Below are 26,497 nucleotides of genomic sequence, written 5' to 3'. Positions count from 1 at the left end.
GTCAGTACGCCTCCGGCCGGCGGTCGCGCAGGTGACCCATCGAGCGCCGGGCCGCGGTCAGCGCCGCCGTCACGTCCACCTCGGCGACCGCCATGCCCGCCGCGACCCCGGTGGTGGCCAGCACGTCGCCGCCCGGATCGACGATCTTCGCCGAGCACACGAAGCGCAGCGAGCCGAACGTGCCCGCCTGATTGGCCGACACCCAGACGACCTGGTTCTCCAGCGCACGGGCCCGGTCGAAGAGATCGAAGCGCCGCGTCCAGCGATCCTCGGCGAGATCTTCCGCCGCTTCGGTACGGCTGCCCGGCCACGCCGACACGCACACGATGATCTCGGCCCCGTCCAGCGCCAGCGCCCGCGCCGACTCCGGGAACGCCTTGTCGTAGCAGATCAGCAGCCCGACCCGCCCGACCGGCGTGTCGAACGCGGCGAACGAGTCACCCGAGTCGTAGCTGGCGTCCTCTCGCAGCGGCTGATGCACCTTCCGATGATTGCCGAGCACCGCACCGCCGCCGACACAAACCACACTGTTGTAGCGCCGGTCGCCGTCGGCCTCGCAATACCCCGCGCACACCACCATGTCCTCCGCGACAGCGGCCAGCCGGGCGATCTCGGGCCCGTCCACGCGCAACGCCGGCGGCTGTTCCGCATCCCCGTCGAGGTCGGCCAGATACCCGCCGAGACAGGCTTCAGGCAGCGCAAGCAGCTGTACGCCCTCAGCCCGCGCCGCCTCCACAATCTTCTCGATCCGGGCGAAGTCCCCGTCCAGGTCCCGATCGAACTCGTCGGCAACCGCGGCCATCCTGATGACGGTCATGCCGGCCCCATTCCGGTCACGCCGCCCTCCAGGGCGACGGTCAGTTCCCCGTCCGGCCAGCGCAGCCGAACCCCTTGCCGTGACGTGAGCTCGCCGCAGCCAGCAGTGGTCGCCAGCCCCCTTTGCTCTGAGCGCGTATAGGCACCACCACCTTGCTCTGAGCGCGTATAGGCACCACCATCCTGCTCTGAGCGCGTATAGGCACCACCACCCTGCTCTGAGCGCGTATAGGCACCACCACCCTGCTCTGAGCGCGTATAGGCACCACCACCCTGCTCTGAGCGCGTACAGGCACCACCACCCTGCTCTGAGCGCGTACAGGCACCACCACTTGCCGTGATCATGGCGAAGCCGGGGAAGCAGGTGAGCCAGTCGCCCACGGTCGCGCCGTCCGGGCGTGGCACCGAGGCGACATCCAGGACCGCACCGCATCCGCTCGCCTCGGCCAGCATTCCGAGCGTGCCGACGATGCCGGCCATCGAGACGTCCTTGGCCGCGGCGGGCCGTCGCTCGGCGACGATGCCGTGCAGCGCCCGCAGCTCGGCGCTGGTCCGGTGGCTGGTCGAGTCCCACTGCCGGCCGTGATAGCCGGGGCGCCAGCGCCCACTCAGGTCGGCGGTGAGCTGGACGCGCATCCCCGGCCGCCCGCCGCCGCCCGGGACGGGATGCGCGGCGCGCCCAAGAGCGGTCGCCGAGAGGGCGGCCGGAACCCCGAGCTGGGTGTGCCCGCCCAGCACCGGAATGTCCCAGGCCTCGGCGGCGCGGCGCAGTCCCCCGAGGATCCGGGCGGCATGTGCGGCGTCGCGAGCGCCGACGGCGTTCAGCAGCCCCACCGGGGACGCGCCCATGGCCGCCAGATCGTTCACATTCACCAGTACCGAGCACCATCCGGCCCACTCCGGATCACGCTCCACCATGGACGGGACGATCGCGTCGCAGGCGGCGATCAGATCCGATCCCGGCACCGGGGCGCCGTCGTCCCCGGCGTACCCGAGCGGTGTCATGCCTTGTAGAAGCGGTCCCAGCGCCTGCTTGGTGGCCGTGGTGAGCGCCGCGATCCGCCCGATGGGCCAGCGCATCAGCACGTGCGGCCGCCCGGCGACCGTGATCTCCCGGACCCCCTGCCACCCCAGCCGAGAGAACGAACGTTCTTTCTCTCTCTGCACCGTCGCGTCGAAGCGCAACGCGCCGGCGCTCTCCGCGTACGCGCAGGCCGCCCGCACCAGAGCCGAGCCAACACCGCCCGAGCCGCCGCCCGCCGCGCCCACGCCACCCGCCGCGCCCACGCCACCCGCCGCGCCCACGCCACCCGCCGCGCCCACGCCGCCCACGGCGCCCACGCCGCCCACGGCGCCACCGCTCAAAAAGCCGAGGCCACCCGCGCCGCCACTCAAAGAACCGAGGCCACCCGCGCCGCCGGTTGAAGAGCCGCCTCGCGCGCCGGGCTCGACGACCAGCCGGCCGCCCTGCCACCAGCCGATGTCCAGCCCGTCCACAGCGGGCCCAACGCGCACCCCGCCCAGAAACTCCCCGCGAGCCGACCGCGCGACCAGCACCACCGTGCGCGGGTCGTCGTCCCGGTCGTCCAGGTCGTGGCCGTCGAACAGCCCCTGCTCGTCGACGAAGACCCGCCGCCGCAGCGCGTGATACTCCGCCCGATCCGTCGTCGGCAGGATCGTGAACGCGGGCCCGAGCAGGGCGGGCACAAGATCGGTCATCCGCCGGCCGCCTGCAGCACCCCGCACGCCCCGCAGGCCGCGCACCCCGCCTTCTGGTCGGCGCCCAGCATCCCGGCGTCGCGAAGCAGCCGCGCCACTTTGTCGGAAATGTCACGGACGACCGACGGCGCGGGCGCCGGCGCCTTGATCATCGCGCCGGCCACCGGCCGATACGGCACCACGAACGGGTAGACCCCGTGAGCGATCAGGCGGGCCGCCCAAGTTACCAACTGGTCGGTATCTTCGCCCAGCCCGACAAGCAGGTACGTCGACACCTGGTTACGCCCGAACACCGACACCGCGTAATCCCAGGCCGCCCAGTACTCCGCCACCGGAACCGACCCCTTGCCCGGCATCCACTTCCGCCGGACCGCGTCGTCGAGCGACTCGACATGGATCCCGATCGACACCGCCCCGGCCGCCGACAGGTCCGAGATGACCGACAGATCCGCGGGCGGCTCGATCTGCACCTGGATCGGCAGCCCCGGCACGGCGTCGAGCACCGCCCGCACACACCGCACCAGGTTGCGGGCGCCACGATCCGGCCCGGCCGTCGTGCCGGTGGTCATCACCATCTGCGTGATGCCGTCGAGGTCCACGGCGGCCCGGGCCACCTCGGCCAGCTGCGCCGGCGTCTTGGCGGCGATCGTGCTGCCCGACCGCAGCGACTCCTCGATCGTGCAGAACCGGCAGCGCTGCTCCTCGGCGTACCGGATGCAGGTCTGCACCACCGTGGTGGCCAGGACATCCTTGCCGTGCAACCGGGCGATCTGCTCGTAGCGCACCCCGTCGGCCGTGGTCAGGTCGTAGAACCGGGGCCGCCGGACGACGTCCAGGGTGAGCCCGGTGTCGATCTCGCCCAGCCAGATCTTGCCCCGGTCGATCGAGTAGGGGCTGGCCGGGTTGATCGGCAGGGCGGCGTTGCGCCCGTCGATGACCAGATGCCCGTCGTCGGACGGTCCCGCCCCGGCCGGGCGGCGCACGGGTGTCGGCACCCGTACACCGCGCACCGCCAGGTCGGCCCGCACATTCAAAGGGGTGTCGAGGGTCATCAGAACATGTAGGTCGAGTTGATGATCGCGCCCTTGCGCGCGTAGTGGATGAGCGCGTCCTGCACGTCCAGCGGGTGGGTGGGGATGACGCCCTCGATCAGGTCCTCCTCGCGGGCGCCGTGCAGGGACAGCCCGAACCGGCAGCAGTAGACCTTTCCGCCCTCGGCGATGAACGTCTTCAGCGAGTTGTTGATGTTGTGCTCGCCCGGGAACGCGGACGTGCCCGTGGTCGGGAACCCGCGCGTGGCCAGGGCGTTGAGCGAGCCCGGTCCGTAGAAGTAGATGGCCGACTCGAAGCCCTTGCGCAGCGCCCGGGTGGCCTGGAGCACGGCGACGAAGCTCACCGAGGACTCGTGCGCGATGCCGTGCACCAGCGTGAAGTAGCTCTGGCCCTCTTCGGCCTTGTAGTCGGGGAACACCTTGGTGCCGCCGTAGATGCTCGATCCTTCGGACAGCGCCGGGTGCGGGATCTCGTTGAGGGACTTCTGCTCGAGGTCGGTCAGGTCGGTCATTTTTCTCCTCCGTAGAGCCGTTCGAAGTTGGCCGTGAAGACTGCGTTCTCGAGTTCCGAGCCGGCCACCGCGTCTCTGAGCAGGGCGGATTCGCCCGCATGGGAGCCCCACGGCTCGTCGCTGGCGAAGAGCACCCGGTCGTGGCCGAGGCCCCGCCGGTCGATCTCGGCGGCCAGCCAGCGCGGGGCGAAGCCGATGGCCCAGGACAGGTCGGTGTAGACCTGTTTGCCGGCCGCGATCCAGTCGAAGAAGCGCCCGCCGATCAGCTTGATGTGGCCGCTCATGCCCCCGCCGAAGTGCACGAGGTGGATCCGCGTGTGGTCGCCGTACCGCTCGACCAGCTCACCGACCCGGTCGATGTCGGAGCCCGCGCCGGGCGAGGTGTGGATGTGAATCGTCAGGTCGTGCCGTCGAGCAGCCGCGAAGATCCCGTCCAGTGCGGGGTCGTCCACGCTGCCACCGAGCAGGAAGCTGAGTTTGAGCGCCCGCACACCCTTCTCTCCGGCGAGTTTCAAAGCCGCGGCGGTCCTCTCGAGATCCAAGGCTGACACCCATAGTCCACATCGGATCCGATCGTCCCGCTGCGCCGCCTCGACCACGAGCTCGTTGAACCCGAACGCCACCGCCGGGTCGGGCACGCCGTAGTTGGGCAACACCAGCGCCCGTTCCGTACCCTCGCGGTCAAGGTCTTTCAGCAGCTCGTCGATGGTCGCGCGGGCGGTCACGTCCGGGTTCACCGGCGGGCCGCCATAGAAGGTGTACGCCGGGAGCATGCCGAGGTGCCGATGGCCGTCGTTCATGCCGCTTTCCACCAGTCGAGGCTGGGGTAGGTCTCGGTCGGCGTCCCGGCCAGCCACGAGACGTCCTCGACGACCCGGCGCCGGCGGGTCTCGACGATCCGGCCGGTCAGGTGCTCGGCGTCCCGGGCCACGCCCGCGAACCGTCCCGACCCCCACGTCCACTGCCACGGCAGCCCGAGGAAGTACAGCCCCGGTTCGCTGGTCACGCCGCGGTCGTGGGTCGGGTAGCCGCGCCCGTCGAAGACCGGCACCTCGATCCAGCGGTGATCCCGGTGGAACCCGGTCGCCCACACCACCGCCGCGACGTCCCCGAGCTCGAGCGCCCGCGGCGACCGGCCCGGCTGCCACACCGGCACGTAGCGGTCCTCGTGCGGCGCCTCGATGTGCGAGGCGGCGATCCAGGCGTCGATGGCGTCCTTGATGCCGTCGGCCACCGCATCGGCGTGATCCAGATGCCGGGCGAGGTCGTCGCCGAAGGTGGCCGTGCCGTCGTCCACGCCGAGCAGCCGCCCGTACAGCCGCATCCCGTCCCGCGCGAACGCCCGCAGATCGATGTCCCGCCCGCCGTCGCGCCCGGTCATGTAGTGGTTGGCCCGCAGCCGCACCTCGTCCGCGTCGCCGAACTGGTCGATCCCCCGCGTGTAGTGCCCCATCTCGGCCAGCCAGGCCAGCGTGTCCCGCCCGCGGTAGCGCCGGGCCGCCCGTGGCGCGCTCCCCACCGCGAGGTGCACGCGCCGCCCGGCCAGATGCAGGTCCTCGGCGATCTGGCAGCCCGACTGTCCCGTCCCGACGACCAGCACCTCACCCTCGGGCAGCTGCTCCGGATTGCGGTACTGCGACGAGTGCACCTGCGCGATGCGACTCGGCAGCCGCTCGGCGAGGCGGGGCACGGCCGCCCGGTGGTAGGGCCCGGTCGCGACGACCACCTGATCGGCCGTGCACGACCCGTCCGAGGTGACCAGATCAAAAACGCCTTCCCGGGTACGCCGTAAGCGCCGCACCTCCACGCCTTCGACGACCGGCGGATCGAACGCGGCGGCGTACTTCTCGAGGAGGTCGACGACCTCGGCGCCGAGCATGAACCCGTCCGGATCGTCGCCCTGATAGGGGAACCCGGGCAGATCACACTGCCAGTTGGGGGTGACCAGACAGAACGAGTCCCACCGCCGGTCCCGCCACTCGTGCCCGACCCGGTCCCGCTCGAACACCACGTGGTCCAGGCCGGCCCGGCGCAGGTGCCAGCTCATCGAGAGCCCGGCCTGTCCCCCACCGATCACCGCGACGCCGTAGTGCATGCGATCACCTCGTCAGCCCCATTCGGCGGCTTGCCAACGAGATTCAGTAGAGGAAGGCGGGGTTTCCCCGCGGTTTCATCCGGAACAACCGGCCGTTAGATAAACCTCTCCGCGACCACGATCCGCTCGCCCGGGAAGACGGCCAGGTCACGGCCGATCGGGGCGAGCAGGCGGCTCCGGTGCTCGTCGGCCCCGAAGTCGTCCCGCACGGTCAGGCCGTGGGCGGCGAGCCGGGCGGCGATCTCGTCCGGGCGGAAGGCGCTGCGCCAGCGGAGGCGGCGGGACCACCAGCCGTCGGCGTTCGCGTCGGCCGCGTCGCGGGGCAGGTAGGTGAGGATCAGGCGGCTGCCCGGCGGCAGGCTCCCGGCGTACGCGAGGAACCGCTCCACCGCCTCGCCCGGCAGGTACATCGTCACGGCCTCACAGAGCAGCAGCGTGGGCGCGTCGCCGAGGCCGGCGCCGGCCAGCACCTCGGCCGCCGCCGGGGAGACCAGGTCGACCGGGGTGTACGTGACGTGGCCGGCGGGCGCGGGCAGCGCCGCCCGCTTGGCCGACTGGACGGTCGGCAGGTCGAACTCCCAGACCCGGGCGGCGGCCAGCTCGGGCATCCGGTACGGCCGGGTGTCGAAGCCCGCCCCGACGATCACCACCTGGTCGATGCCCCCGGCGAGGGCGGCCCGGCAAAGGTCGTCGATGGCTCGCGTACGGCAGACCACCGCGCCGTACAGCCCCGGCCCGATCCGCTCCATCACCCCCAGGAAGAGCCGCCGCAGCGGCGCGTGCGCGGCCATCACCGCCGGCCAGCCGGACAGCATCCGGCCGGACAGCGGGTCGTCGAACAGCGGCGTCCGGGCGTGCTGCTCGATCGCCCGCATCACCGCGACACCGTCGGCGGTCTTCTCGACGCGCATCCGTCAGGCCGCGATCGCCTCGATCACCACATACGGCGGCTGGACCGGTGTGGCCCGGATCCGCCGCAGGCCGGCCGCCGTCAGCAGCTCGTCGAACTCGGCCACCGTCCGTTCCCGGCTGCCCGCCGACGCGAGCATGGCCAGGTCCATCAGGGCGGCGATGCCCGGCGCGTGGTCGTCGATCGCGATCTCGGTGATCACCACCCGCCCGCCCGGGCGCAGCGCCTCACGGCAGTTGGTGAGGATGCGGACGCACTCGTCGTCGGGCCAGTCGTGCAGGATGAACTTCAGCAGCATGAGGTCGCCGGCCGGCACCGCCTGGAAGAAGTCGCCGGGCACCCCGGTGAACCGGTCGTCGAGGCCCTGCGCCACGGCGGCCGCCCGCGCGCCCGGGATGGCGTGGCCCAGGTCGAGCACGATGCCGTCGAGCCCCGGGTGCTTCGCCAGCATGGCCAGCGCGAAGGTTCCGTGCGCGCCGCCCACGTCGACCACGGTGGTCGCGCCGGCCACGTCGATCACCTCGACGGCGTCCTGGATGACCGGCGCCGACATGCTGGCCATCGCCGCGCCGAAGATCGCGCCCTCCTCCGGGTTCGCGGCCAGGTAGTCGAAGAACGGCATGCCCAGCGCCTGCGTGGTCTGCACCTCGCCGCTGCGCACCGCCTCGGGGATGCGCGCCCACGTGCGCCAGGCCCACGGGCTCGACTGGGACGCCGCGAGCCCCCGCAGCGACAGGGGCGCGTCACGGTGCAGCACGGCCAGCGTTTCGGTTCCGGCAAAACCCTTCTCGGCGTACGCGACCAGCCCCATCGAAGCGCAGGCACGCAGAAAGCGTGCCGTCGCCGCCGGATCCGCACCCTCCGCCTCGGCGATCTCCTCGGCCGTCTTCGGCCCGTCGGCGAGGTGTTCGGCCAGCGAAAGATCGACGGCCGCGCGTACGGCCTGAGCCAGCCACGGCCCGATGATGAATCCCATTACCGTCTCATATGGACTCTGCCCCGTCATGCCCGGCAACCTACTGGTAAGGGCCCGTCGGCGCAGCCCGCCATCGGACTGTGCGAATTTCTCCGCACGCGATCCGATCTTCGCCGAGGCCTGCCCCGCCGAGTACGGCACGTCCTGCCCCGACCGCCCGAACGCCGGACCCTGGCACGCGGCCCGGCCCGGTCACGCGGCCGGGCCCAGCAGACCGGTCATGATGCGGGTGACGACGTCGTCGAAGCCGTCCGGGCCGCGGCCGTCGGCCAGCGCGGCGGCCAGATGGGGGTGCCCGCCCTCCCGCGTGACCTGCCGCAGGTAGCCGGTCAGCTCGGCCTGCCGGTCGCCGAGGCCGGTGTGTTCGGCGCGGGCGATCAGCCCGATCACCCCGTTGAGGATGGCGTAGGCCTGAAGTTTGGTCGCCCCCGAGGCGGGATGCCCGGCCAGCGTCGCCAGCACATGCTCGAGCAGCGCGAGCGAATGCGGTCCCACCGTCGGCCGCAACGGCATCGCGACGGTCAGCCAGGGATGCCGCCCCATCAGGTCCCGGGTCTGACGAGCGACCTCGACCACACCACCGAGCCAATCCCCCTCGGCCGACCCCCCGAGAGCCGCCTCCGCCTCAGGCGATTCCCCTGCCCGCGACCCCTCTTCGGGTGGCCCGTCCGCGCGGGGATTCGGCGTGGGTGGCGTCAGTCTGTACTCGGCGGCCACCGCGTCGATCATGAGGTCGAGGAGTTCGTCGCGGGTCTTCACGTAGCGGTAGAGCGACGCGGGCCCGGTGCCCATCGCGGACGCGACGCGGCGCATGGTGACCGCGTCCAGGCCTTCGGCGTCGGCGAGGGTGATCGCGGCGGCGGTGATCTGGGCGCGGCTGCGTTCGGCCGGGCGGCCGATGGCGAAGGTCTCCGGACGTTTCCAGATCGGGCCGTCGGTCATGGGTGCTAGCCTAGTTCGAGAACGATGTTCGCAAACTCTGAGGAGGAGGGTGTCGCGATGCGGGTTCTGCTGATCACGCCGGGGACGCGGGGCGACGTGGCGCCGGCGGCGGGGCTGGGCGCGCGGCTGCGCGCGGCCGGGCATGAGGTGGCGATCGCGGCGAACCCTCCGTACCGGAACGTGGTCGAAGCCTCGGGTTGCACCTGGCGTGAGCTGCCCGGCGACCTCGCGCCGCTGCTCGCCGGCGAAGGGAGCGGGTCCTCATTCCGGCAGCTCACCGCCTACATGGACCTCGCCGCCGAGGGCGCCCTCACCGCCGCCGCCGAGGGCGTCGACGCGATCCTGGTCAACGCGGTGGCGCCGTTCGGCCACGACATCGCCGACCGCCTGGGCGTGCCGAGCGCGGGCGCCTTCCTGCAGCCGATGCATCCGAGCGCGGCCTACCCGCCGATGCTCCTCGGCCTGCCCCGAAGCCTCGGCCCCCGGGGAAACCGCCTGGCCGGGCTGGCCCTGGCCGCCGCCCCGGCGCCCCATGACAAGGCCCGCCGCCGCATCGGCCGCTCCCGGCGCAAGCCGCACGTCTTCCACGGTTTCAGCGAGGTGGTGGTCCCGCGCCCGCACGACTGGCCGGCCCGGCTGAGCATCACCGGCTATTGGTGGCCCGCAATGCCCGCCGGCTGGCAGCCGCCGGCCGACCTGCTGGAGTTCCTCGACGCCGGCCCGCCCCCGGTGTTCCTGGGTTTCGGCAGCAACGGCGCCACCGATCAGGCCCTCATCATCGAAGCCGCCCGCCTGGCCGGCGTGCGAGCGGTGGTCCAGAGCGCTCGCCCGAGCGGGTCCGGCACCCGAACACGGATCGAGGTCGGCGAGGTCCCGCACGAGTGGCTGTTCCCCCGGATGGCCGCGGTGGTCCACCACGGCGGCGCGGGCACCACGGCGGCGGGATTGCGGGCGGGCGTCCCGACCGTGGCGGTCCCCCGCTACACCGACCAGCCGTTCTGGGCGCGACGCGTCCACGCGCTGGGCGCCGGCCCGGCGCCCGTGCCCCACCGCCTGCTGGCCAACCCGCCCCGAGGCGGCACGTCACCGGCGGAGACACTGGCCGCCGCGATCCGGGCGGCCGTCACCGAACCGCGCTACCGGCAGAACGCGCGCGCCATGGCCCGACGACTGTCCACCGAGGACGGCGCCGCGCCGATCGTCAACTGGCTCGAGCAGCCTCGGGCGTGACCTCCACGATCAGCCCGTCCGTCAACACGTGCGTCCCCGGCCTCAACGCCCCCGGCAACGCGCCCACCAGGCCCGGCGGCAGGTCCAGCTCGAGCGCCGCACCATCGGACCGGGCCGCGTAGGTCTCCGCCGGATGGAGCACAGCCGTAGCCCCGTTGGCCGTCAGGGTCAGGCTCCGCCCGTGCGGCAGCCGATCGCGGACGGCATCGGCCACGGACGGCGCCGTCACGTCGCTGAAGCGCAACCGGACCCGGTCGGCCTCGGTGCTCCAGGCGAACCCGGCGACCATCAGCATGCCGGTCGACGAGCCGTCCCGGGCGCGCCCCGCCTCGATCGCCGCGCGGGCCGCCGGGTCGTCGGTGAGCGACGGCCGGTCGAGGTCGGTGACGAGCAGCGGCTGCCGCGCGGCGAGCAGTCCCAGCACACCGGCGGTGTCCCAGTGGCGCGCGGCCGCGTACTCATCGGAGGTCAACCCCACCACCTGCAGGAACTGAAGCCTGCCGTGCGGGGTGTCGATGGCGCCGAGCTCGAGGTCCTCGACGAAGGCCAGCGCGGTCATGGCGGTCGGATGGTCCTGCCGGATCGGCCCGTTGGCGTTCATGTGGTGGCCGGCCTCGAACCAGTTGCCGCTGCTGAACACATAGCGGGCCAGGTTCTGCAGCAGACCGGCGGCCCACAGGGGCGGATCCGTCTCGTCCGGCCGGCGCGCCACCCGGAACGTGAGCTCGAAGCCCCACCCCGACCGGTCCGCCTCCGACGACTCCTTGGCGTAGAGCTCACTCAGCCCGTACCCGACGATGTGCCAGTGCGGCACCGGCTCGACCCGCTGGTAGAAGCTGATGCCGTCAAGCGGGTCGGGCCCACCCAGCGCGAACTTGATGATCGTCCCGTAGTGCTGCGGCTCCACCCCCGGATAGAACTCCGCCAGCCGCCCGTCAATCGCGTCCCACCCGGGAGTCTCCGCATCCACCGGGCGATCATTCCACCCGCCCCGCCGCAAATCTGCCCCGCCAGAAGACCTTGCGAATGCCGTGAACCACCTGCGCGTGGTGGTGGTGGTGAGTCCGTCACCGGGAAGGGCCACCGCACCATCCTGGCCGCCATGCCCTCGGACCGGAGGGTCACGTGCTACCCGGACCTGCCGACAACCAAGGACGCGCAGTACACCTGGGTCAGCCGAGCCCGTGCTCGCCCGGCTGGGTGTTGAGCAGCCACGCAAGCGGCATCGAGGCCTGGACGGTGTAGTGGTCACCGTCCAGGCGGTGCATGGTGACGGTCTGCGCCTGGTCCTGGTCGATCACCCAGTACTGCGGGATGCCGGCCGCGGCGTACTCCACGCGCTTGGTCACCAGGTCGGTGCCTTCCGACCCGGGCGACAGGATCTCGACGACCAGCCACACGTCCGTCACCGGCAGCCAGACCGCCTCAGCCTGAACCTTGCTCCACACCACCAGGTCGGGAATGCGCCCGCCGACACCGCCGTGCCGGCCCAGAATCCGCAATCCGACCGCCTGAGCGACCTGCTTCGCCGGCACCCCGCCCGCCAACAGCCAGCCCATGAGCTCCGTGGCGATGATGGCGTGCGCATAGCCGGGAGGCGGCATTACCGAGAGGACTCCTTCGGGACTGATTTCGTACCGGTGGTGTTCGTCCGCCGCCATCATCGCGGTGAGGTCATCAAGCGTGACCTCCGCGGGCATGTACCTGCCGACAGCTTCCGAGCTCATGACCCATAGCCTACCGGCCACCGCGGCCGGCCCGGGCCGGCTGTGGACAAGGCCGCATCGGCGTCAGCAACGGCCTGACAGAATGACGATCATGCTTCAGCGGTACGACGAGCGGAACGCCGGACTGCGGTACTGGGTCAACGGGGTGCTGCGGCACCGGGATGAGCCGGGCCTCTCGCCCTTCGACTCGGTGGTGCAGGGCGGCGACGCCGTGTGGGAGGGGCTGCGGCTCTACCGGGGCAAGGTCTTCGGGCTGTACGAGCATCTGGCCCGGCTGCGGCGGTCGGCCAAGGCGCTCGGGTTCACCGACATCCCGGCCGACGCCGACATCGTGGCCGCCCTGGCCGAGACCCTTGGGGCCAACGACATGACCGACGGCGTGCATGTGCGGCTCACGCTCACCCGCGGCGTCAAGGTGACCAGCGGCATGGATCCGCGGCTGAACGAGGCCGGCGGCACGCTGATCGTGCTGGCCGAGTTCAAGGCGCCGGTGTACGACACGGGCGGCCTGCGCCTGGTCACGGCCAGTGTCCGGCGCCCGGGCCCGGATGTGCTCGACCCCAGGATCCACCACAACAACCTGATCAATTCGATCCTGGCCAAGATCGAGGCGAACGTGGCGGGGGCGGACGACGCGCTGATGCTCGACGGGCGGGGTTTCGTGGCCGAGACGAACGCCACGCACCTGTTCGCCGTGGCCGGCGGCGCGCTGCTCACCCCGTACGCGATGGCCTGCCCGGAGGGCATCACCCGGCAGACGGTGCTCGACCTGGCGGCGCACCACGAGATCCCGGCCGTGGTGCGCGACCTGTCGCTGACCGAGATGTACACGGCCGACGAGGTCTTCTGCACCGGCACCATGGGTGAGATCGCCGCGGTCACCGAGATCGACGGGCGCCGGATCGGCGACGGCGCCGTAGGCCCGCTGACGTCCAGGATCGCCGCGATCTACCGGGCCCACGCGACCGAGAACGGCGTGCCGGTGATCTAGAGGCGGTGCGCGGCCAGTTCCTCGTAGTAGGGCATGGCCTCGGCGACCAGCGACCGCAGGCGTGCGGGCACGTCGGCCGGGCGCGGGTCGTACGGCGCGAACCCGGTCGACGACTCGACGGACGAGTACCAGTGCGGCGCCCACACCCCGTCGGTGTCGCGCCGGCCGGGCGGCCAGGACAGCATCGCCTCGGTCCAGGGGATGCCGAGGGCCGCGCAGAGCCGCCCGAGCACCCCGGCCGGGTCGCGCAGCAGGTCGGCCGCGTCGATCACCGGTCCGCCGTACGCGCGATAGATCTCGGCCTGCTGGGCATAGCCCAGATCGGCCAGGTCGGGGGTGCCGCGGACCTTCGCGTAGGAGGCCACGACATGCGCCGGGTCGCGGATCAGGAACGCGTTGGACAGCCGGCCGATCCAGTCGCGGCCCACCTCGGGCAGCAGGTGGTGGGTCATGTGCTTCTGGTAGTGCACGGTCACGCCGGCCGGCAGCGGGCCGGTCAGCGACGCGGCCACGTCGGCCCACGCCCGCGGTTGGCCGGCCAGCACGTCGGCCCGGCCCGGGTGGTCGAGGCCGGTGGCCGACAGGTAGTACGCGTACAGCGGCTCGTCCACGACCAGCGTGTCCGGCCGCGCCCCGAAGCTGCGCATCAGGGCCGTGGACACGTTGCGCGGGCCCGACCACATGGCCACCCGGGTCACGTGGCGGCCGGCGCGACGATCGAGAACGTCATGGGCGCAACTTATCGCGTTCGAAACAACTCCGGCGCAGACTGTGCGGTAGGCCTGACCCCTGCGCCCCCGCCCGGCGCGATGTTGCGGGCGGACCTGTCCGGTTGCCGCCGCTCGATCCGCCCGCAACTCAAGACCGCCTCCCGATCGACGGCCTTTTCGTCGCATGCCGGCCACGAGCAAGACCGCGGGCCTCCCTGCCGACGGTCGATTTCCGGCAGGATGGGGATCATGCCCGCCGAACGCCTCGCCCGCGACATCCGGCCGCCGGTCCGCATCGCCCACCTCGGATTAGGCAACTTCTTCCGCGCCCACCAGGCCTGGTACACGGCAACCGCGCCCGACGCCGCCCGCTGGGGCATCGCGGCCTTCACCGGCCGGTCCCGCCCCTTGGCGACGGCCCTGACCAGCCAGGGCGGGCTCTACACCCTGATCGTCCGCGGCCCCGACGCCGACCGGCTCGAGGTGATCGGTTCGGTGGCCGAGGCCCATCCCGGCGACGACATCGCGAGCTGGCGAACCGTCCTGACCCGCCGTGAGCTGTCCGTGGTGACGCTGACCGTGACCGAGGCCGCCTACCGCCGGGGCCGTGGCGGCGGCCTGGACGACACCGATCCCGACGTACGCGCCGACCTGGCCGCCTTCCGCGCCGGCGCCCCGATGGTCACGGTTCCCGGCCGCCTGGTCGCCGGCCTGAACGCCCGCCGCCTGGCCTACGGCGGCCCGATCGCCGTGGTCTGCTGCGACAACCTGCCCGGCAACGGCACCGCCACGGCCCGGGTGGTCCTCGACTTCGCCGGCGCCGCCGAGCCCGCCCTGCTCCCGTGGATCCGCGACAACGTCTCGTTCGTGACGACGATGGTCGACCGCATCACCCCGCGCACCACCCCCGAGGACGTCGCGTCGGTGGCCGCCGCCGGCCGGCCGGACGAGGTCCCGGTGGTGACCGAGCCGTTCACCGAGTGGCTCCTGGAGGGCGAGTTCCCCCGCGGCCGCCCCGCCTGGGATGCCGCCGGCGCCCGTTTCGTGTCCGACGTGACCCCGCACGAGCTGCGCAAGCTCCTGCTCCTGAACGGCGGCCACTCGCTGCTGGCCTACGCCGGCAGCGCCCGAGGCCTGACCACGATCGCCGACGCCGTGACCGATCCGACCTGCCGGGCCTGGCTGGACGAGTGGTGGGACGAGGCCGTCCGCCACGTCCCCCTCCCGGCGGCCGAACTGACCGACTACCGGGCCGCGCTCCTGGAGCGTTTCGCCAACCCGCGCATCCGTCACACGCTGGCCCAGATCGCCGCCGACGGCTCCCAGAAGATCCCGATCCGCGTCCTGCCGGTCCTGCGCGGCGAACGTGCCGCCGGCCGTCCCGCGACGGGCGCCATCCGAGCCCTGGCCGCCTGGATCACCCACCTGCGCGGCCAGGGCGCCCCGATCACGGACGACGGCGCCCAGCCCTATGTGGACCGTGCCGCTTCCCCCCGCGATGTCCTCACGCTGCTCGCCCCCGACCTCGCCGCAGACCGCGACCTGACCGCGAAACTCGACGAACTGACCTGAGAAAGATCAAGATGTCGTGGCGAGGCGGGTGGTGCTGACCGCAGCTCCCGCCGAGGGTCGGCTCGCCTCCGGCGACGCCTCCACGCCCATGCCCACTCACCCTTCTGCGCGAACCCACAGCCTCCCGCCACGCTCAAAGCCCCGCACAACACAGAGCAAGACCCCGGGTGCCATCCCCGCGACCGTGCTTGCTCCGGGGCGAATCACATCGCAGAACGTGCATCGACGGGTCGGACGGGCGAGTGACGGGAGGCGACGGGCTACGTAAGCTCAGCCGATGATCAGTGATGCCCGGGCCACGTTCCGTGAGCTGCACCGCAGCGGGACGTTTGTGCTCCCCAACCCGTTCGACGCCGGGTCGGCCCGGCTGCTGCAGAGTCTCGGGGCCAAGGCGCTGGCCACCACCAGTTCGGGCTTCGCCGCGACGCTCGGCCGTGAGGACCAGAGCGTGACCGCCGACGAGCTGATCGCCCACGTCCGAGCGCTCACCCACGCGGTCACCGTGCCGGTCGCGGTGGACGCCGAGCGGGGCTACGCCGACGACCCCCAGGGTGTGGCCGCCGTGGTCGAGGCGCTGGCCGAGGCCGGCGCCAGCGGGATCTCCATCGAGGACTACGACCCGACGGCCGACGCCATCGAGCCGGTGGCGCGGGCGGCGGAACGGATCGCCGCGGCGGCCGAGGTGTGTGCCCGGCACGGGATGGTGCTCACCGGGCGCTCGGAGAACCACCTGTACGGCGTCGCCGATCTGGACGACACGATCGCGCGGTTGCGGACCTACGCCGAGGCGGGGGCGACCTGCGTCTACGCGCCGGGCCTGACGAACCTGGACGACATCCGCCGGCTGACCGGCGCCATGGACGTACCCGTAAATGTCCTGGCGCTGCACGACGGCCCCAGCGTGCCGGAGCTGGCCGGTGCGGGGGTCCGGCGGGTGTCGACCGGCGGGAGCCTGACCTGGGCGGCCTACGGCGGGCTGGTCGCGGCGGCGACCGAGCTGCTGGAGCGGGGAACCTTGAAGCCGCGGGAGGGCAGCCCTTTCCCAGGAACGGATGACATGCTGAAGTGAGACGGTCGTCACAGCTCGGGAGGGAACCCCATGCTCAACCTGTCGATCCTGCTCGAGGACTCCGCCCGGACGTTCGGTGGCCGGGACGCCGTCGTGCTCGGCGCGACCCGGCTGACCTACGCCCAGGTCGACGCGGCCGCCAAGCAGGTGGCGGGCCTGCTGGTCAGCCGGGGTATCCAGCCGGGCGACAAGGTGGCCCTGTCCTGCCCGAACCTGCCGTTCTTCCCGGTCGTCTACTACGGCATCCTCAAGGCCGGCGCGGTCGTCGTCCCACTGAACGTGCTGCTCAAGGGGCGTGAGATCGCCTACCACCTGGCCGACTCGGACGCCAAGGCGTACTTCTGCTTCCAGGGCACGCCCGAGCTGCCGATGGGCGCCGAGGGCAAGGCCGGCTTCGACCAGACCGACGACTGCGAGCACTTCTTCCTGATCACGGCCGACCCGGGCGCCGCGTCGCCGACCGAGGGCGCCGAGACGATGGGCCAGGCGCTGCGGGGTCAGGCGCCGCTCGCCGAGACGGTGCTGAGGAACGAGTCCGACGCGGCCGTCATCCTCTACACCAGCGGCACCACGGGACAGGCCAAAGGCGCCGAATTGTCGCATTCGAACCTCGTGCTGAACGCGCTGACCTGCAACCGCCTGTTCCAGGCGTCCCCGGGCACCGACACCCACCTGGCCGTGCTGCCGCTGTTCCACTCGTTCGGCTCGACGGTGAACATGAACGCCGGTTTCGCCACCGCGTCGACGCTGGTGCTGCTGCCCCGGTTCGAGGCGGCCGCGGCGGTCAAGCTGCTGGAGCAGGAGTCGGTGACGTTCTTCGCGGGCGTACCCACCATGTATTGGGGTTTGCTCAACGCCCTGTCCGACGGCGTCGACGTGGAGCGGATCGCCCGGAACATGCGGGTCGCGGTCAGTGGCGGGTCCAGTCTGCCCGTGGAGATCATCCACCAGGTCAAGGACCGGTTCGGGCTGCAGATCCTGGAGGGGTACGGCCTGAGTGAGACGTCTCCCGTCGCGACGTTCTCGGATCCGCACTCCGAGCCCCGCCCGGGTTCCATCGGCATCCCGATCTGGGGGGTCGAGGTGAAGCTGATCGACCCGGAGTGGAACACCGTCGATGCCGCGGACGAGATCGGCGAGGTGGCCATCCGCGGGCACAACATCATGCGCGGCTACTACAACCGGCCCGAGGCGACCGCCGAGGTCATGCGGGACGGCTGGTTCCGCAGCGGCGACCTGGGCCGGCGCGACAAGGACGGCTTCTACTACATCGTCGACCGGGCCAAGGACATGATCATCCGTGGCGGCTTCAACGTCTACCCGCGGGAGATCGAGGAGGTGCTGATGACCCACGAGGCGGTGTCGCTGGCCGCGGTCATCGGGGTGCCCCACCCGAGCCACGGCGAGGAGATCAAGGCGTACGTCATCCGTGTCGCCGGCGCCACCACGACCGAGGACGAGCTGGTCGCCTGGGCCAAGGAGCAGATGGCCAGCTACAAGTACCCGAGGATCGTCCAGTTCGTGGATTCGCTTCCGATGACCGCCACCGGCAAACTTCTCAAACGGGAGCTGGACTAGCCACCTCCCGGATTCGCGGGCGCGGCGAGGCCACTGTGCTCGAATCCGGGAGGTGGCTCAGGTCTCATAACATTGCGCGCATGACGGAGGACGCGTGACCACGCTTCAGTTGGACCGGCCCGGGTTCACGCGCGTCGCCCAGTTGCGGCACACCTCCCCCGGGCGGCTCCAGCTCATGCTGTCCGCCCTGCTGGCGCTCGGTCTGCTCACCGGGCTGCTGGCCGGGGTGGCCGCGAGCTCGGCCGACTCGGGCACGGGCGACCTGGGCGGGCGGGCCCAGCCGCTGCTCACCGAGGCCGAGACAATCTACTCGGCGCTGGCCGACGCGGACACCACCGCGGCGCAGGCGTTCCTGGGCGGCGGGCTCGAGCCGGCCGCGCTGACCCGGCGGTACGAGGACGACCTGACCCGGGTCACCACGGCGCTGACGTCGGCGGCCCGGCGCACCCCGGCCGGCGGCGAGTCGGCCGACACGGTGCGCGAGCTGGCCACCGGGGTGACCCGGTACGCGGCGCTGGTGGCGGCGGCCCGGGCCAACAACCGGCAGGGGTTGCCGGTCGGCTCGGCGTACCTCTCACAGGCCTCGGCCCTGAACCGCGAGGTCCTCCAGCCGCAGGCCGACCGGTTGCTCCGGATCGCCCAGCAGGAGGTCGAAGATGGGTACTCGTCGGCCCGCAGCAGCGTCTGGGTGACGTTCTACGTGCTGCTGATGGCGGTGCTGTTCGCCACCCTGCTCCACGTGCAGCTGCGGCTCAGCCGCACCACGAAGCGCACCTTCAACGTCCCGCTGGTGGCCGCGACCGGCCTGCTGGTGGTGCTGGGGCTGATCTCGTCAGGTGTGCTGTTCGCCCAGCGGGCCCACCTGGACACCGCCGAGAAGGACGGCTCGACGCCGGTGACGCTGCTGTCCAAGGCCCGGATCTTCGTGCTGCGGGAACGCGGCGACGAGGCGCTGGCGCTGACCGCGCGGGGCAGCGGCGGGGCCTACGAGGAAGACTTCGGCACCGTCTCGCAGCGGCTGACCGGGCCGTACGGGCTGCTCGAGGTGGCCGCCGGCTCGATCGGCGACGACTCCGCCGAAGAGCATGTCCGCGACGCCATGGTCGCCCACGGGAGATATCTCAACCTGCACCGCAAGGTCCGCGAGCTGGACGACAGCGGCCAGCACGACGCGGCGGTCAAGCTGGCCGTGGGCGCCGAGGCGTCGAACGCCTTCCAGGGCATCAACGACGGCATCGGCGCGGCCATGGACGACCGGATGGCGCTGTTCACCCGCGAGGTCGGCGCGGCCGGCCGGGGCCTGGGCGCGCTGACCGTGCTCGGCCCGCTGCTCGCCCTGATGATCTGCGCGCTGTCCTGGCTGGGCCTGCGCGCCCGGCTGGAGGAATATCGATGACCCGCCGCCACACCCTGGCCGCGGTGGTCGCGGTCGCGCTGCTCGGGGTGACCGCGGGCTGCACGGCCGACCGGGACGGCGCCCGCGTCGAGCCACCCACCGCGGCTCAGCCGTCCGCTCCCCCGCAGGCCGCCCCCGAGGAGTCGTGCAACGCCCGGGCCAGCCTGCGCCCCACCGGCGCGCTGCCGGCGCCGCGGAAGATGCCCGCCGGCACGCACATGGCCGAGATCTTCAAGCGTGGCCGGCTGATCCTCGGCACCAGCCAGGACACCCTGCTGTTCAGCTCGCGCAACCCGTTCACCGGCCGGATCGAGGGCTTCGACGTCGACATGGGCCGGCAGATCGCCGAGGCCATCTTCGGCGACCCCGACAAGATCCAGATCAAGGTCATCGGGTACGACCAACGCGTGCAACTGGCCGCGAACGGCACCGTCGACCTGGTCGCCGACACCATGACCGTGAACTGCGAGCGGCTGGCCGAGGTCGACTTCTCCGCCGTCTACTACGAGGCCGGGCAGCAGGTGCTGGTCAACAAGGGTTCGACGGCCAAGGGCATCGAAGACCTCGGGGGCAAGCGGGTCTGCGCGGTCACCGGCTCGACCTCGCTGGAGAACATCGCCAAGGTCGGCTCGCGGCCGCAGCCGGTCGGGCGGGCCGGCTGGGCCGACTGCCTGGTCGCCTTCCAGCAGAACGAGGTCGACGCGATCTCCACCGACGACACGATCCTGGCCGGGCTGGCCGCCCAGGATCCGTATGCCAAGGTGGTCGGACCGAAGTTCACCTCCGAGCCGTACGCGATGGCCATCTCGAAGCAGTACCCCGAGTTCACCCGGTTCGTGAACCAGGTGCTGGCGCGCAACAAGGCCGACGGCCGATGGAAGAGGACGTACGACACGTGGCTGGGCGACTTCGGGACGGCGCCGGCGCCGCCGCGGGCCGCGTACCGATGATCACCGATCCTCGCGCCGAGCTGGCGCGTCTCGAAGCCGCCGTGGCCCGGGTGGCGGAAAACCTGGTCGAGCTGGACGACAGCGTGGCCAAACGCGACCTCGACGCCCGCGCCCTGACCGGGCGGACCGCCTCGGCGTGGGCGCAGGCCAAGGAGTCGCTGACCCGGCTCTGGGACGGCTACAAGCAGCTGACCACCGCGATCACCGAGGCGCGGGTGCTGCGCGACCAGGGCGGCCCGGCCTTCGCCCACCAGGTGCTGGGCCGGTCGATCACGCTGTCGCTGTCGGTGGTGCCGCTGGCCGAGCGCGGGCTGCTCGGTGCCGGGCAGGAGCGGCGGGCCTGCTCCCCGGGCGAGCTGCTGGCGACGATGGAGGACGCGTTCCGTACGGTCGCCGACGTGGTGACCCGGGCCGGCGACGCGTGGCAGCGCCTGCTCCCGGCCAGCGCCGACGCCGCCGCGGCGGTCGAGAACGTGCGCCGGCTGATCGGCCGTGACCAGCAGGGGCTGGCCGCGCTCGAGGAGGCCGACCGGCGGCTGCGCTACTTCACCCAGACGATGGGTTCCGACCCGCTGGGCGTGGACGAGGCCGAGCTGACCGCCATCCGGGCCCTGGTCGACCGGGCCGACGCCGAGCGCACGTCGGCCGGCGAGCTGAAGGAGATGCTGGCGCAGCGGCTGGCCGAGGCCCACAAGCTGCTGGCCGAGATCGACGCGGCGGAACGGGACGCGGCCGAGGCGGCCGCCCGGGCGACCGACCGGTTCGGGTCCGGGTTCGTCGTGGCCGTCGGCCCCGACCTGCGGCCCGACCTGATGGCGGTGGACGCGCTGGCCTCGGCCGGGCACTGGGCGCTGATCAGCCCCCGGCTGGCCGAGTGGACCCGCCGGGCGCGGGCCCGGCTGGACGAGGTCGCCACGACCGCCGACCGGGCCGGCGAGCTGTTGTCGTCACGCAACGAGCTGCGCGGGCGGTTCGAGTCGTACGAGGCCAAGGCGAAACGGCGCGGGCTCGACGGGTCGCTGGGCCCGGCGGCTGATCGAGTACGCGAGGCGCTCTACACCGCGCCGTGCGATCTGGAGACGGCGCGCGCCGCGGTGAACGCCTACCAGGACGCGTTGCGGGAGGCCGCGTCGTGAGGTGCCTCCGCAACTGTCCGGGTTCCATCATGGATGGCTACTGCGACACCTGTGGCATGGCGCCGGCCCGGGTCGAGGCCACGCCCCCGCCGCCGGTGGTGGCCATCCCGATGCCGGCCGGGCCGACCCCGCGGGTCGAGGAGCCGACGCTCGATCTGGCCGCGCCGGCCCCGCAGCCGGCCCCGGCCCCGGCGGTGGCGCCGACTGTGGCTGTGGCACATGCGCCGACGCCTGCGCCGGTCTCCACGCCGACCCGATCGGCCCGCAGCACCCGGGCGATCTCCACGCGCACCGGAACCCGCCGCCGGCGCTTCGGGGGCGGGCTCGTCGACATCGCCCCGATCACCCAGGCCGACCCGTCGACCGCGGTCATGTCGCCGGCCGAGGTGCCCGAGAACAAGCGGTACTGCGCCAAGTGCAACAAGGAGGTCGGCCGGGGGCGGAACGGGCGCTCCGGGCGTACCTCAGGATTCTGTCCCAACTGCGGTGAAGCCTTCGACTTCAACCCGAAGCTGGTCAAGGGCGACCTGGTCGGCGGGCAGTACGAGGTGGTCGGTCCGCTCGCGCACGGCGGCCTGGGCTGGATCTACCTGGCCATCGACCGGAACGTCTCGGACCGCTGGGTGGTGCTCAAGGGCCTGCTCAACGCCGGTGACGACGACGCGCTCGCGGCCGCGGTGGCCGAGCGCCGGTTCCTGGCCGAGGTCGAACACCCGAACATCGTCAAGATCTACAACTTCGTCGAGCACGACGGCGCCGGCTACATCGTCATGGAGTACGTCGGCGGCGAGTCGCTCAAGGGCATCCTCAAGGACCGGATGGCGGCCAACGGCGGGGTGCACGACCCGCTGCCGGTCGAGCAGGCGCTGGCGTACCTGCTGGAGATCATGCCCGCGTTCGGCTACCTGCACGACCGCGGCCTGATCTACTGCGACTTCAAGCCGGACAACGTGATCCAGACCGGCGACCAGGTGAAGCTGATCGACCTGGGCGGCGTGGTCCAGGAGGACGACCTCGACTCGGCGCTGTACGGCACGGTCGGCTACCAGGCGCCGGAGATCGCCACCCAGGGCCCGAGCCCGGCGTCGGACATCTTCACCATCGGCCGCACCCTGGCCGTGCTCACCACCGACTTCCGCGGCTACCAGAGCACCTACGCCACCAGCCTCCCGGCCCCCGACTCGGTCGACGTCTACCACCGGCACGAGTCGTTCTACCGGCTGCTGGTCCGGGCCACCCAGGGCGACCCGACCGCCCGGTTCGCCGACGCCGGCGAGATGAGCGAGCAGATGCTCGGGGTGCTGCGCGAGGTGCTGGCCGCCGGGGGCGACCCGCGTCCGGCCACATCCCGGCTGTTCACCGGCGAGCTGCGGACCGACCCGCGCAGCGACGCCCCGGAGTGGCGGTTCCTGCCGTCGCCGCTGGTCGACATCACCGACCCGGCGGCCGCGTTCCTCGCCTCGGTCACCGTCACCGACCCGCAGGAGGTGCTCACCCTGCTCGGGCGGGCGCCCGCGCACACCATCGAGGTCCAGCTGCGGGCCATGCGGGCGATGATCGACCTGGGCGCCTCGGCCCAGCACGACCACCCCGGGCTCGACACGTTCTCGCACGCCAAGCGGGCCCGGGACGCGCTCGGCGCGGCGTCACCCTCGGACTGGCGGGTGGCCTGGTACGACGGCGTGCTCGGGCTGGCCTCCGGCGACCTGGGCCTGGCCCGGCGCCGGTTCGACGAGGTGTTCTCGGCGCTGCCCGGCGAGCTCGCGCCCAAGCTGGCCCTGGCCCTCGCGCTCGAGCTGGCCGGCGACCACCAGGTGGCGGCCGGCTACTACGACGTGGTGAGCCGCACCGACCCGGCCTACACGACCGCCTCGGCCGGGCTGGCCCGGTGCCGGATGGCCACCGGTGATCGCAACGGTGCGGTGGAGGCATACCATCGCGTCCCCGGCACCTCGGCGGCCTACCGGAGTTCCCAGGTCGGCGCGGTGCGGGCGCTGGTCCGGCCGCACACACAGGCCACCGCGGCGGTCACCGCGCTGGCCGCGGCGGCCGAGATGATCACCAAGCTGGAGGCGGAGGCGGCGCAGGTGGCCGAACTACGGGCGGAACTGCTCGAACAGGCGCTGGTGGTGTCCGGCGCCGGCACGCCGGTGCCGGGCACGATCCTGGGCCGGGGCGACGGCATCGCGGGCGAACGCGACCTGCGGTTCGCGCTGGAGTCCGCGTACCGGGAGATGGCCCGGGCCACCCACGGCCCGGACCGGGTCCGGCTGGTCGACCTGGCCAACGCCTCCCGCCCGAGGACCCGGACATGACCACCATCGAGTGCGCCGCGTGCGACGACGAGCGCGCGGCCGGGGCCACGTTCTGCGAGGAGTGCGGGCGGCGGCTGATCACCTGCGCCCACTGCGGGGGCGGCGTCGGTGACGACGGATACTGCGAGAGCTGCGGGATGATGGCGGAACGAGAGAGCGACCACGCCGAGGACGACGCCGGGCCGCTCGGGGCGGCGGTCACCGACCGCGGCAAACGACATCACCGCAACGAGGACGCGTTCTTCTTCTCCGCCCGTGCCGCCGACGTCGATCTGGTCGTCTGCGACGGGGTGTCCGCGTCGGCGCGGGCCGACGAGGCCTCCCTGCTCGCCGCTCGCACCGCCGGCGAGGCGCTCAGCTCGGCCGATCCGGCTGACGCGATCGTCGTCGCCGGCAAGGCCGTCAACGCGCTCGGCACCGATCACGACTCGCCGGCCTGCACGATCGTGGCCGCCTCGGTTCGCGGCGACACGGTCAGCTGGGCCTGGGTGGGCGACAGCCGGGCCTATTTCGTGCCCGGTGAAGGCCCGGCCGAACAGCTCACCCAGGACGACTCGTGGGCGCGGCACGCCGTCGATCTGGGCGCCGACCCGGAGAAGGCGATGCTCAGCCCGCAGGCGCACGCCATCACCGCATGGCTGGGAGCGGACGCCCCGGCGTTGCGGCCCTCGTCCGGCTCGAGAGATTTCGACGCGCCCGGGACGCTGGTCCTGTGCAGCGACGGGCTGTGGAACTACCTCGACGACCCGGCCGGCTTCGCCGACGCGGTCCGTGGCAGCCTCGACGGAGGCCCGCTCGCGGCGGCACGGGCGCTGGTCGACTTCGCGAACGAACGTGGCGGCGCGGACAACATCACCGTCGCCCTGACACCTGTGGGAGGTCCGCGTGGCGTACACCGCTGAGGCGTTCCAGAACGAGTTCCTCCCGCTCGGCGGGACCGAGGTGAACGCGATCGTCACGGTCACGTCGACCGGCTCGGCGACCGGGCGGCGGACCACCGGGGCGACCGAGGTGATCATCGTCGACGCGTCCGGCTCGATGCAGGCCGAGGGCCGGATGGCGGCCGCGCGCCAGGCCGCCAAGGCCGCGGTGACCTGCCTCGACGACGGCGTGCACTTCGCGATCATCGCCGGGGTCAGCACCGCCCAGCAGCTCTTCCCCGCGCCCGGGCAGCTCGCGGTGTCCAGCCCGCAGAGCCGCGCCGACGCGATCCGCTCGATCGACCGGCTCCAGGCCAGCGGCGGCACCGCGATGGGCGCCTGGCTCAAGCTCGCCGCGCAGCTGTTCGCCCAGCGGCCCGGCGACATCGCGCACGCCATCCTGCTCACCGACGGCGACAACGGCGAGCACGCCGGCTACCTGGAGAAGGTGCTGGAGAGCATCGGCGGCAAGTTCCAGTGCGACTCCCGCGGCGTCGGCACCAACTGGAAGGTCGCCGAGCTGCGCAAGATCGCCGGCGCGCTGCTGGGCACGGTCGACATCGTGGCCCGGCCGACCGACCTCACCGCCGCCTTCGAGCAGATGATCACCAACGCCATGGGCAAGACCTCGGCCGACGTCCAGCTCAAGGTCTGGACCCCGGTCAACACCAAGATCCGGTACGTGAAGCAGGTCGAGCCGTCGGTCGTCGACCTGTCGGGCAAACGGGTCGAGGACGGTCCCCGGGCCGGCCGCTACCCGCTCGGCGCCTGGGGCAACGAGAGCCGCGACTACCACATCAGCGTCGAGGTGAATCCCGGCCAGGCCGGCGACGAGATGCTGGCCGCGCGGGTGTCCGTGGTCGAGGGCGACGACGTGCACGCCCAGTGCCTGATCCGGGCCGTCTGGACCAGCGACAGCGGGCTCTCCACCCGCATCAACCGGCAGGTCGCCCACTACACCGGGCAAGCCGAGCTGGCCGACGCGATCCAGGCCGGGCTGGAGGCGCGCAAGGCCGGTGACGAGCACACCGCCACCATCAAGCTGGGCCGGGCCGCGCAGCTCGCGCACGAGAGCGGCAACAGCGCCACCACCGAGCTGCTGGCCACGGTGGTCGACATCGACGACGCGGTGACCGGCACGGTCCGGCTGCGCCGCCGGGTGGACGCGGCCGACGAGATGGCCCTGGACACCCGGTCCACCAAGACGGTGCGGGTCGGACGGTCGTCCTCGTGATCTGTCCCCGCGGTCACGACTCGTCGACCGACGACTTCTGCGACGTCTGCGGCGTCCGTATGGGCGTGGCCACGGCGCCGCTGCCGGTACAGACGTTGGCGCCGCCGGCCACGCCGCCCTGCCCGAACTGCGGCGCGGCGCTGCCCGAGTCGGGCCGGTTCTGCGAGGACTGCGGCTACGACTCGAACACCGGCCGGGTGCCGGTCCTGGCCCCCGCGGCGGCCGCCGCCCAGACCGCCGGCGAGTGGCTGGTCACCATCACCGCCGACCGCGCGTGGTTCGACGCCAACTCGGTCGACGGCGTCGTCTTCCCCACCGACCACCTGACCCGCGACGTCCGCCTGCCGCCGCCCCAGGTGCGGGTCGGCCGCAAGAGCGCCTCCAAGGGCACCGACCCCGAGATCGACCTGGCCGACGACCCCGGCGTCTCCCACAGCCACGCCATCCTCACCCAGAACATGGACGGCCGCTGGCTGGTCGCCGACGTCGGCTCCACCAACGGCACCTACGTCAACGACGACTCCCTGCCCCTGGAGCCCGGCCGAGGTGTCGTTCTGGCCGACGGCGACCGCTTCCACGTCGGCGCCTGGACCTGCATCACCCTTCACGCGCCGACGGGGTGAGGTCGCTCCCGCACAGCTGACGTC

General features: G+C 72.3%; 24 protein-coding genes. 12 read left to right on the top strand and 12 right to left on the bottom strand.

All coding sequences use genetic code 11. The annotated features are described in order from the left end of the window. Position 1: 1 nt before the first annotated feature. From AB0M54_RS28205 to AB0M54_RS28165, 9 genes are all read right to left on the bottom strand, one after another. Complete coding sequence (locus AB0M54_RS28205) at positions 2 to 817, bottom strand: carbon-nitrogen hydrolase family protein (protein ID WP_364327439.1); 816 nt, start codon at positions 815 to 817, stop codon at positions 2 to 4. Beyond that, positions 814 to 2,535: an MSMEG_0567/sll0787 family protein gene (locus AB0M54_RS28200; protein ID WP_364474562.1), complete on the bottom strand. Its 1,722-nt coding sequence runs from the start codon at positions 2,533 to 2,535 to the stop codon at positions 814 to 816. The genes AB0M54_RS28205 and AB0M54_RS28200 overlap by 4 nt, the downstream gene beginning before the upstream one ends. Further along, positions 2,532 to 3,587, bottom strand: a complete 1,056-nt coding sequence (locus tag AB0M54_RS28195) for an MSMEG_0568 family radical SAM protein (RefSeq protein WP_364474560.1) — start codon at positions 3,585 to 3,587, stop codon at positions 2,532 to 2,534. Before AB0M54_RS28195 ends, AB0M54_RS28200 begins: the two co-directional genes overlap by 4 nt. Then, positions 3,587 to 4,099 (bottom strand): MSMEG_0572/Sll0783 family nitrogen starvation response protein, encoded by a 513-nt coding sequence (locus AB0M54_RS28190; RefSeq protein WP_285689569.1) that lies wholly within the window; start codon positions 4,097 to 4,099, stop codon positions 3,587 to 3,589. The genes AB0M54_RS28195 and AB0M54_RS28190 overlap by 1 nt, the downstream gene beginning before the upstream one ends. Further along, complete coding sequence (locus AB0M54_RS28185) at positions 4,096 to 4,899, bottom strand: amidohydrolase family protein (protein ID WP_364474558.1); 804 nt, start codon at positions 4,897 to 4,899, stop codon at positions 4,096 to 4,098. Before AB0M54_RS28185 ends, AB0M54_RS28190 begins: the two co-directional genes overlap by 4 nt. Then, on the bottom strand, positions 4,896 to 6,194 hold the full coding sequence (locus AB0M54_RS28180; protein WP_364474556.1) for an MSMEG_0569 family flavin-dependent oxidoreductase: 1,299 nt from the start codon (positions 6,192 to 6,194) through the stop codon (positions 4,896 to 4,898). The genes AB0M54_RS28185 and AB0M54_RS28180 overlap by 4 nt, the downstream gene beginning before the upstream one ends. A 95-nt stretch (positions 6,195 to 6,289) precedes the next feature. Then, positions 6,290 to 7,105 (bottom strand): SAM-dependent methyltransferase, encoded by an 816-nt coding sequence (locus AB0M54_RS28175; RefSeq protein ID WP_364327454.1) that lies wholly within the window; start codon positions 7,103 to 7,105, stop codon positions 6,290 to 6,292. 3 nt (positions 7,106 to 7,108) lie between these two features. Continuing rightward, positions 7,109 to 8,080: a methyltransferase gene (locus AB0M54_RS28170; protein ID WP_364327457.1), complete on the bottom strand. Its 972-nt coding sequence runs from the start codon at positions 8,078 to 8,080 to the stop codon at positions 7,109 to 7,111. A gap of 192 nt (positions 8,081 to 8,272) precedes the next feature. Next, positions 8,273 to 9,022, bottom strand: a complete 750-nt coding sequence (locus AB0M54_RS28165; protein ID WP_364474554.1) for a TetR/AcrR family transcriptional regulator — start codon at positions 9,020 to 9,022, stop codon at positions 8,273 to 8,275. Between the two features lie 57 nt (positions 9,023 to 9,079). On the opposite strand from AB0M54_RS28165, the gene AB0M54_RS28160 reads away from it, so the two are divergent. Further along, positions 9,080 to 10,252 (top strand): glycosyltransferase, encoded by a 1,173-nt coding sequence (locus AB0M54_RS28160; protein WP_364474552.1) that lies wholly within the window; start codon positions 9,080 to 9,082, stop codon positions 10,250 to 10,252. Here AB0M54_RS28160 and AB0M54_RS28155 read toward each other — a convergent pair. Together AB0M54_RS28155 and AB0M54_RS28150 are read right to left on the bottom strand one after the other, a co-directional pair. Next, positions 10,224 to 11,222: a suppressor of fused domain protein gene (locus AB0M54_RS28155; RefSeq protein WP_364474550.1), complete on the bottom strand. Its 999-nt coding sequence runs from the start codon at positions 11,220 to 11,222 to the stop codon at positions 10,224 to 10,226. The genes AB0M54_RS28160 and AB0M54_RS28155 overlap by 29 nt on opposite strands. 202 nt (positions 11,223 to 11,424) lie before the next feature. Further along, complete coding sequence (locus AB0M54_RS28150) at positions 11,425 to 11,979, bottom strand: Uma2 family endonuclease (RefSeq protein WP_364474548.1); 555 nt, start codon at positions 11,977 to 11,979, stop codon at positions 11,425 to 11,427. 91 nt (positions 11,980 to 12,070) lie between these two features. Between AB0M54_RS28150 and AB0M54_RS28145 the strand changes: the two genes are divergently transcribed. Then, the gene (locus AB0M54_RS28145) at positions 12,071 to 12,970 is read left to right on the top strand and encodes an aminotransferase class IV (protein ID WP_364327473.1); all 900 of its coding nucleotides are present in this window, start codon (positions 12,071 to 12,073) and stop codon (positions 12,968 to 12,970) included. Here the strand turns inward: AB0M54_RS28145 and AB0M54_RS28140 are convergent. Continuing rightward, on the bottom strand, positions 12,967 to 13,653 hold the full coding sequence (locus AB0M54_RS28140; RefSeq protein ID WP_364327831.1) for an HAD family hydrolase: 687 nt from the start codon (positions 13,651 to 13,653) through the stop codon (positions 12,967 to 12,969). The two genes, AB0M54_RS28145 and AB0M54_RS28140, sit on opposite strands and share 4 nt — an antisense overlap. 276 nt (positions 13,654 to 13,929) lie before the next feature. Between AB0M54_RS28140 and AB0M54_RS28135 the strand changes: the two genes are divergently transcribed. The 10 genes from AB0M54_RS28135 to AB0M54_RS28090 all read left to right on the top strand — a co-directional run bounded on the left by AB0M54_RS28135 (position 13,930) and on the right by AB0M54_RS28090 (position 26,473). Beyond that, positions 13,930 to 15,252, top strand: coding sequence for a mannitol dehydrogenase family protein (locus tag AB0M54_RS28135; RefSeq protein WP_364474546.1), 1,323 nt, complete (start codon positions 13,930 to 13,932; stop codon positions 15,250 to 15,252). A gap of 277 nt (positions 15,253 to 15,529) precedes the next feature. Beyond that, positions 15,530 to 16,321 (top strand): isocitrate lyase/phosphoenolpyruvate mutase family protein, encoded by a 792-nt coding sequence (locus AB0M54_RS28130; protein ID WP_364474544.1) that lies wholly within the window; start codon positions 15,530 to 15,532, stop codon positions 16,319 to 16,321. Between the two features lie 30 nt (positions 16,322 to 16,351). Further along, entirely contained in the window at positions 16,352 to 17,899 is a 1,548-nt protein-coding gene (locus AB0M54_RS28125) for a long-chain fatty acid--CoA ligase (RefSeq protein ID WP_364474542.1), read from the top strand. Positions 17,900 to 17,993: 94 nt separating this feature from the next. Then, entirely contained in the window at positions 17,994 to 19,295 is a 1,302-nt protein-coding gene (locus AB0M54_RS28120; protein WP_364474540.1) for a hypothetical protein, read from the top strand. Further along, positions 19,292 to 20,245, top strand: a complete 954-nt coding sequence (locus AB0M54_RS28115) for a glutamate ABC transporter substrate-binding protein (protein WP_364474538.1) — start codon at positions 19,292 to 19,294, stop codon at positions 20,243 to 20,245. The genes AB0M54_RS28120 and AB0M54_RS28115 overlap by 4 nt, the downstream gene beginning before the upstream one ends. After that, positions 20,191 to 21,381, top strand: a complete 1,191-nt coding sequence (locus tag AB0M54_RS28110) for a hypothetical protein (protein WP_364327491.1) — start codon at positions 20,191 to 20,193, stop codon at positions 21,379 to 21,381. Before AB0M54_RS28115 ends, AB0M54_RS28110 begins: the two co-directional genes overlap by 55 nt. A gap of 29 nt (positions 21,382 to 21,410) precedes the next feature. Continuing rightward, positions 21,411 to 23,696 (top strand): tetratricopeptide repeat protein, encoded by a 2,286-nt coding sequence (locus AB0M54_RS28105; RefSeq protein WP_364474536.1) that lies wholly within the window; start codon positions 21,411 to 21,413, stop codon positions 23,694 to 23,696. Then, positions 23,693 to 24,598, top strand: coding sequence for a protein phosphatase 2C domain-containing protein (locus AB0M54_RS28100; RefSeq protein ID WP_364327497.1), 906 nt, complete (start codon positions 23,693 to 23,695; stop codon positions 24,596 to 24,598). The genes AB0M54_RS28105 and AB0M54_RS28100 overlap by 4 nt, the downstream gene beginning before the upstream one ends. After that, the gene (locus tag AB0M54_RS28095; RefSeq protein WP_364327500.1) at positions 24,582 to 25,850 is read left to right on the top strand and encodes a VWA domain-containing protein; all 1,269 of its coding nucleotides are present in this window, start codon (positions 24,582 to 24,584) and stop codon (positions 25,848 to 25,850) included. Before AB0M54_RS28100 ends, AB0M54_RS28095 begins: the two co-directional genes overlap by 17 nt. Beyond that, positions 25,847 to 26,473 carry an FHA domain-containing protein gene (locus AB0M54_RS28090; protein ID WP_364327503.1) on the top strand — a complete coding sequence of 209 codons (627 nt, stop codon included), beginning with the start codon at positions 25,847 to 25,849 and terminating at the stop codon, positions 26,471 to 26,473. The genes AB0M54_RS28095 and AB0M54_RS28090 overlap by 4 nt, the downstream gene beginning before the upstream one ends. Positions 26,474 to 26,497: the final 24 nt, after the last annotated feature.

Origin of the sequence: Actinoplanes sp. NPDC051470 (genome assembly GCF_040682035.1) — a bacterium.
GTDB lineage: Bacteria > Actinomycetota > Actinomycetes > Mycobacteriales > Micromonosporaceae > Actinoplanes.
Note: the sequence above shows the minus strand (reverse complement) of the source record. Positions and strands in the feature narration are given on the sequence as shown.

What these genes read in the sequence shown, in the direction of transcription:
- AB0M54_RS28165 (WP_364474554.1), bottom strand. Translation starts at nt 9,022, where the DNA reads ATGACCGACGGCCCGATCTGGAAACGTCCGGAGACCTTCGCCATCGGC.
- AB0M54_RS28190 (WP_285689569.1), bottom strand. Translation starts at nt 4,099, where the DNA reads ATGACCGACCTGACCGACCTCGAGCAGAAGTCCCTCAACGAGATCCCG.
- AB0M54_RS28185 (WP_364474558.1), bottom strand. Translation starts at nt 4,899, where the DNA reads ATGAACGACGGCCATCGGCACCTCGGCATGCTCCCGGCGTACACCTTC.
- AB0M54_RS28125 (WP_364474542.1), top strand. Translation starts at nt 16,352, where the DNA reads ATGCTCAACCTGTCGATCCTGCTCGAGGACTCCGCCCGGACGTTCGGT.
- AB0M54_RS28170 (WP_364327457.1), bottom strand. Translation starts at nt 8,080, where the DNA reads ATGGGATTCATCATCGGGCCGTGGCTGGCTCAGGCCGTACGCGCGGCC.
- AB0M54_RS28100 (WP_364327497.1), top strand. Translation starts at nt 23,693, where the DNA reads ATGACCACCATCGAGTGCGCCGCGTGCGACGACGAGCGCGCGGCCGGG.
- AB0M54_RS28105 (WP_364474536.1), top strand. Translation starts at nt 21,411, where the DNA reads ATGGATGGCTACTGCGACACCTGTGGCATGGCGCCGGCCCGGGTCGAG.
- AB0M54_RS28140 (WP_364327831.1), bottom strand. Translation starts at nt 13,653, where the DNA reads ATGTGGTCGGGCCCGCGCAACGTGTCCACGGCCCTGATGCGCAGCTTC.
- AB0M54_RS28195 (WP_364474560.1), bottom strand. Translation starts at nt 3,587, where the DNA reads ATGACCCTCGACACCCCTTTGAATGTGCGGGCCGACCTGGCGGTGCGC.
- AB0M54_RS28200 (WP_364474562.1), bottom strand. Translation starts at nt 2,535, where the DNA reads ATGACCGATCTTGTGCCCGCCCTGCTCGGGCCCGCGTTCACGATCCTG.
- AB0M54_RS28145 (WP_364327473.1), top strand. Translation starts at nt 12,071, where the DNA reads ATGCTTCAGCGGTACGACGAGCGGAACGCCGGACTGCGGTACTGGGTC.
- AB0M54_RS28135 (WP_364474546.1), top strand. Translation starts at nt 13,930, where the DNA reads ATGCCCGCCGAACGCCTCGCCCGCGACATCCGGCCGCCGGTCCGCATC.
- AB0M54_RS28205 (WP_364327439.1), bottom strand. Translation starts at nt 817, where the DNA reads ATGACCGTCATCAGGATGGCCGCGGTTGCCGACGAGTTCGATCGGGAC.
- AB0M54_RS28150 (WP_364474548.1), bottom strand. Translation starts at nt 11,979, where the DNA reads ATGAGCTCGGAAGCTGTCGGCAGGTACATGCCCGCGGAGGTCACGCTT.
- AB0M54_RS28115 (WP_364474538.1), top strand. Translation starts at nt 19,292, where the DNA reads ATGACCCGCCGCCACACCCTGGCCGCGGTGGTCGCGGTCGCGCTGCTC.
- AB0M54_RS28180 (WP_364474556.1), bottom strand. Translation starts at nt 6,194, where the DNA reads ATGCACTACGGCGTCGCGGTGATCGGTGGGGGACAGGCCGGGCTCTCG.
- AB0M54_RS28130 (WP_364474544.1), top strand. Translation starts at nt 15,530, where the DNA reads ATGATCAGTGATGCCCGGGCCACGTTCCGTGAGCTGCACCGCAGCGGG.
- AB0M54_RS28160 (WP_364474552.1), top strand. Translation starts at nt 9,080, where the DNA reads ATGCGGGTTCTGCTGATCACGCCGGGGACGCGGGGCGACGTGGCGCCG.
- AB0M54_RS28175 (WP_364327454.1), bottom strand. Translation starts at nt 7,105, where the DNA reads ATGCGCGTCGAGAAGACCGCCGACGGTGTCGCGGTGATGCGGGCGATC.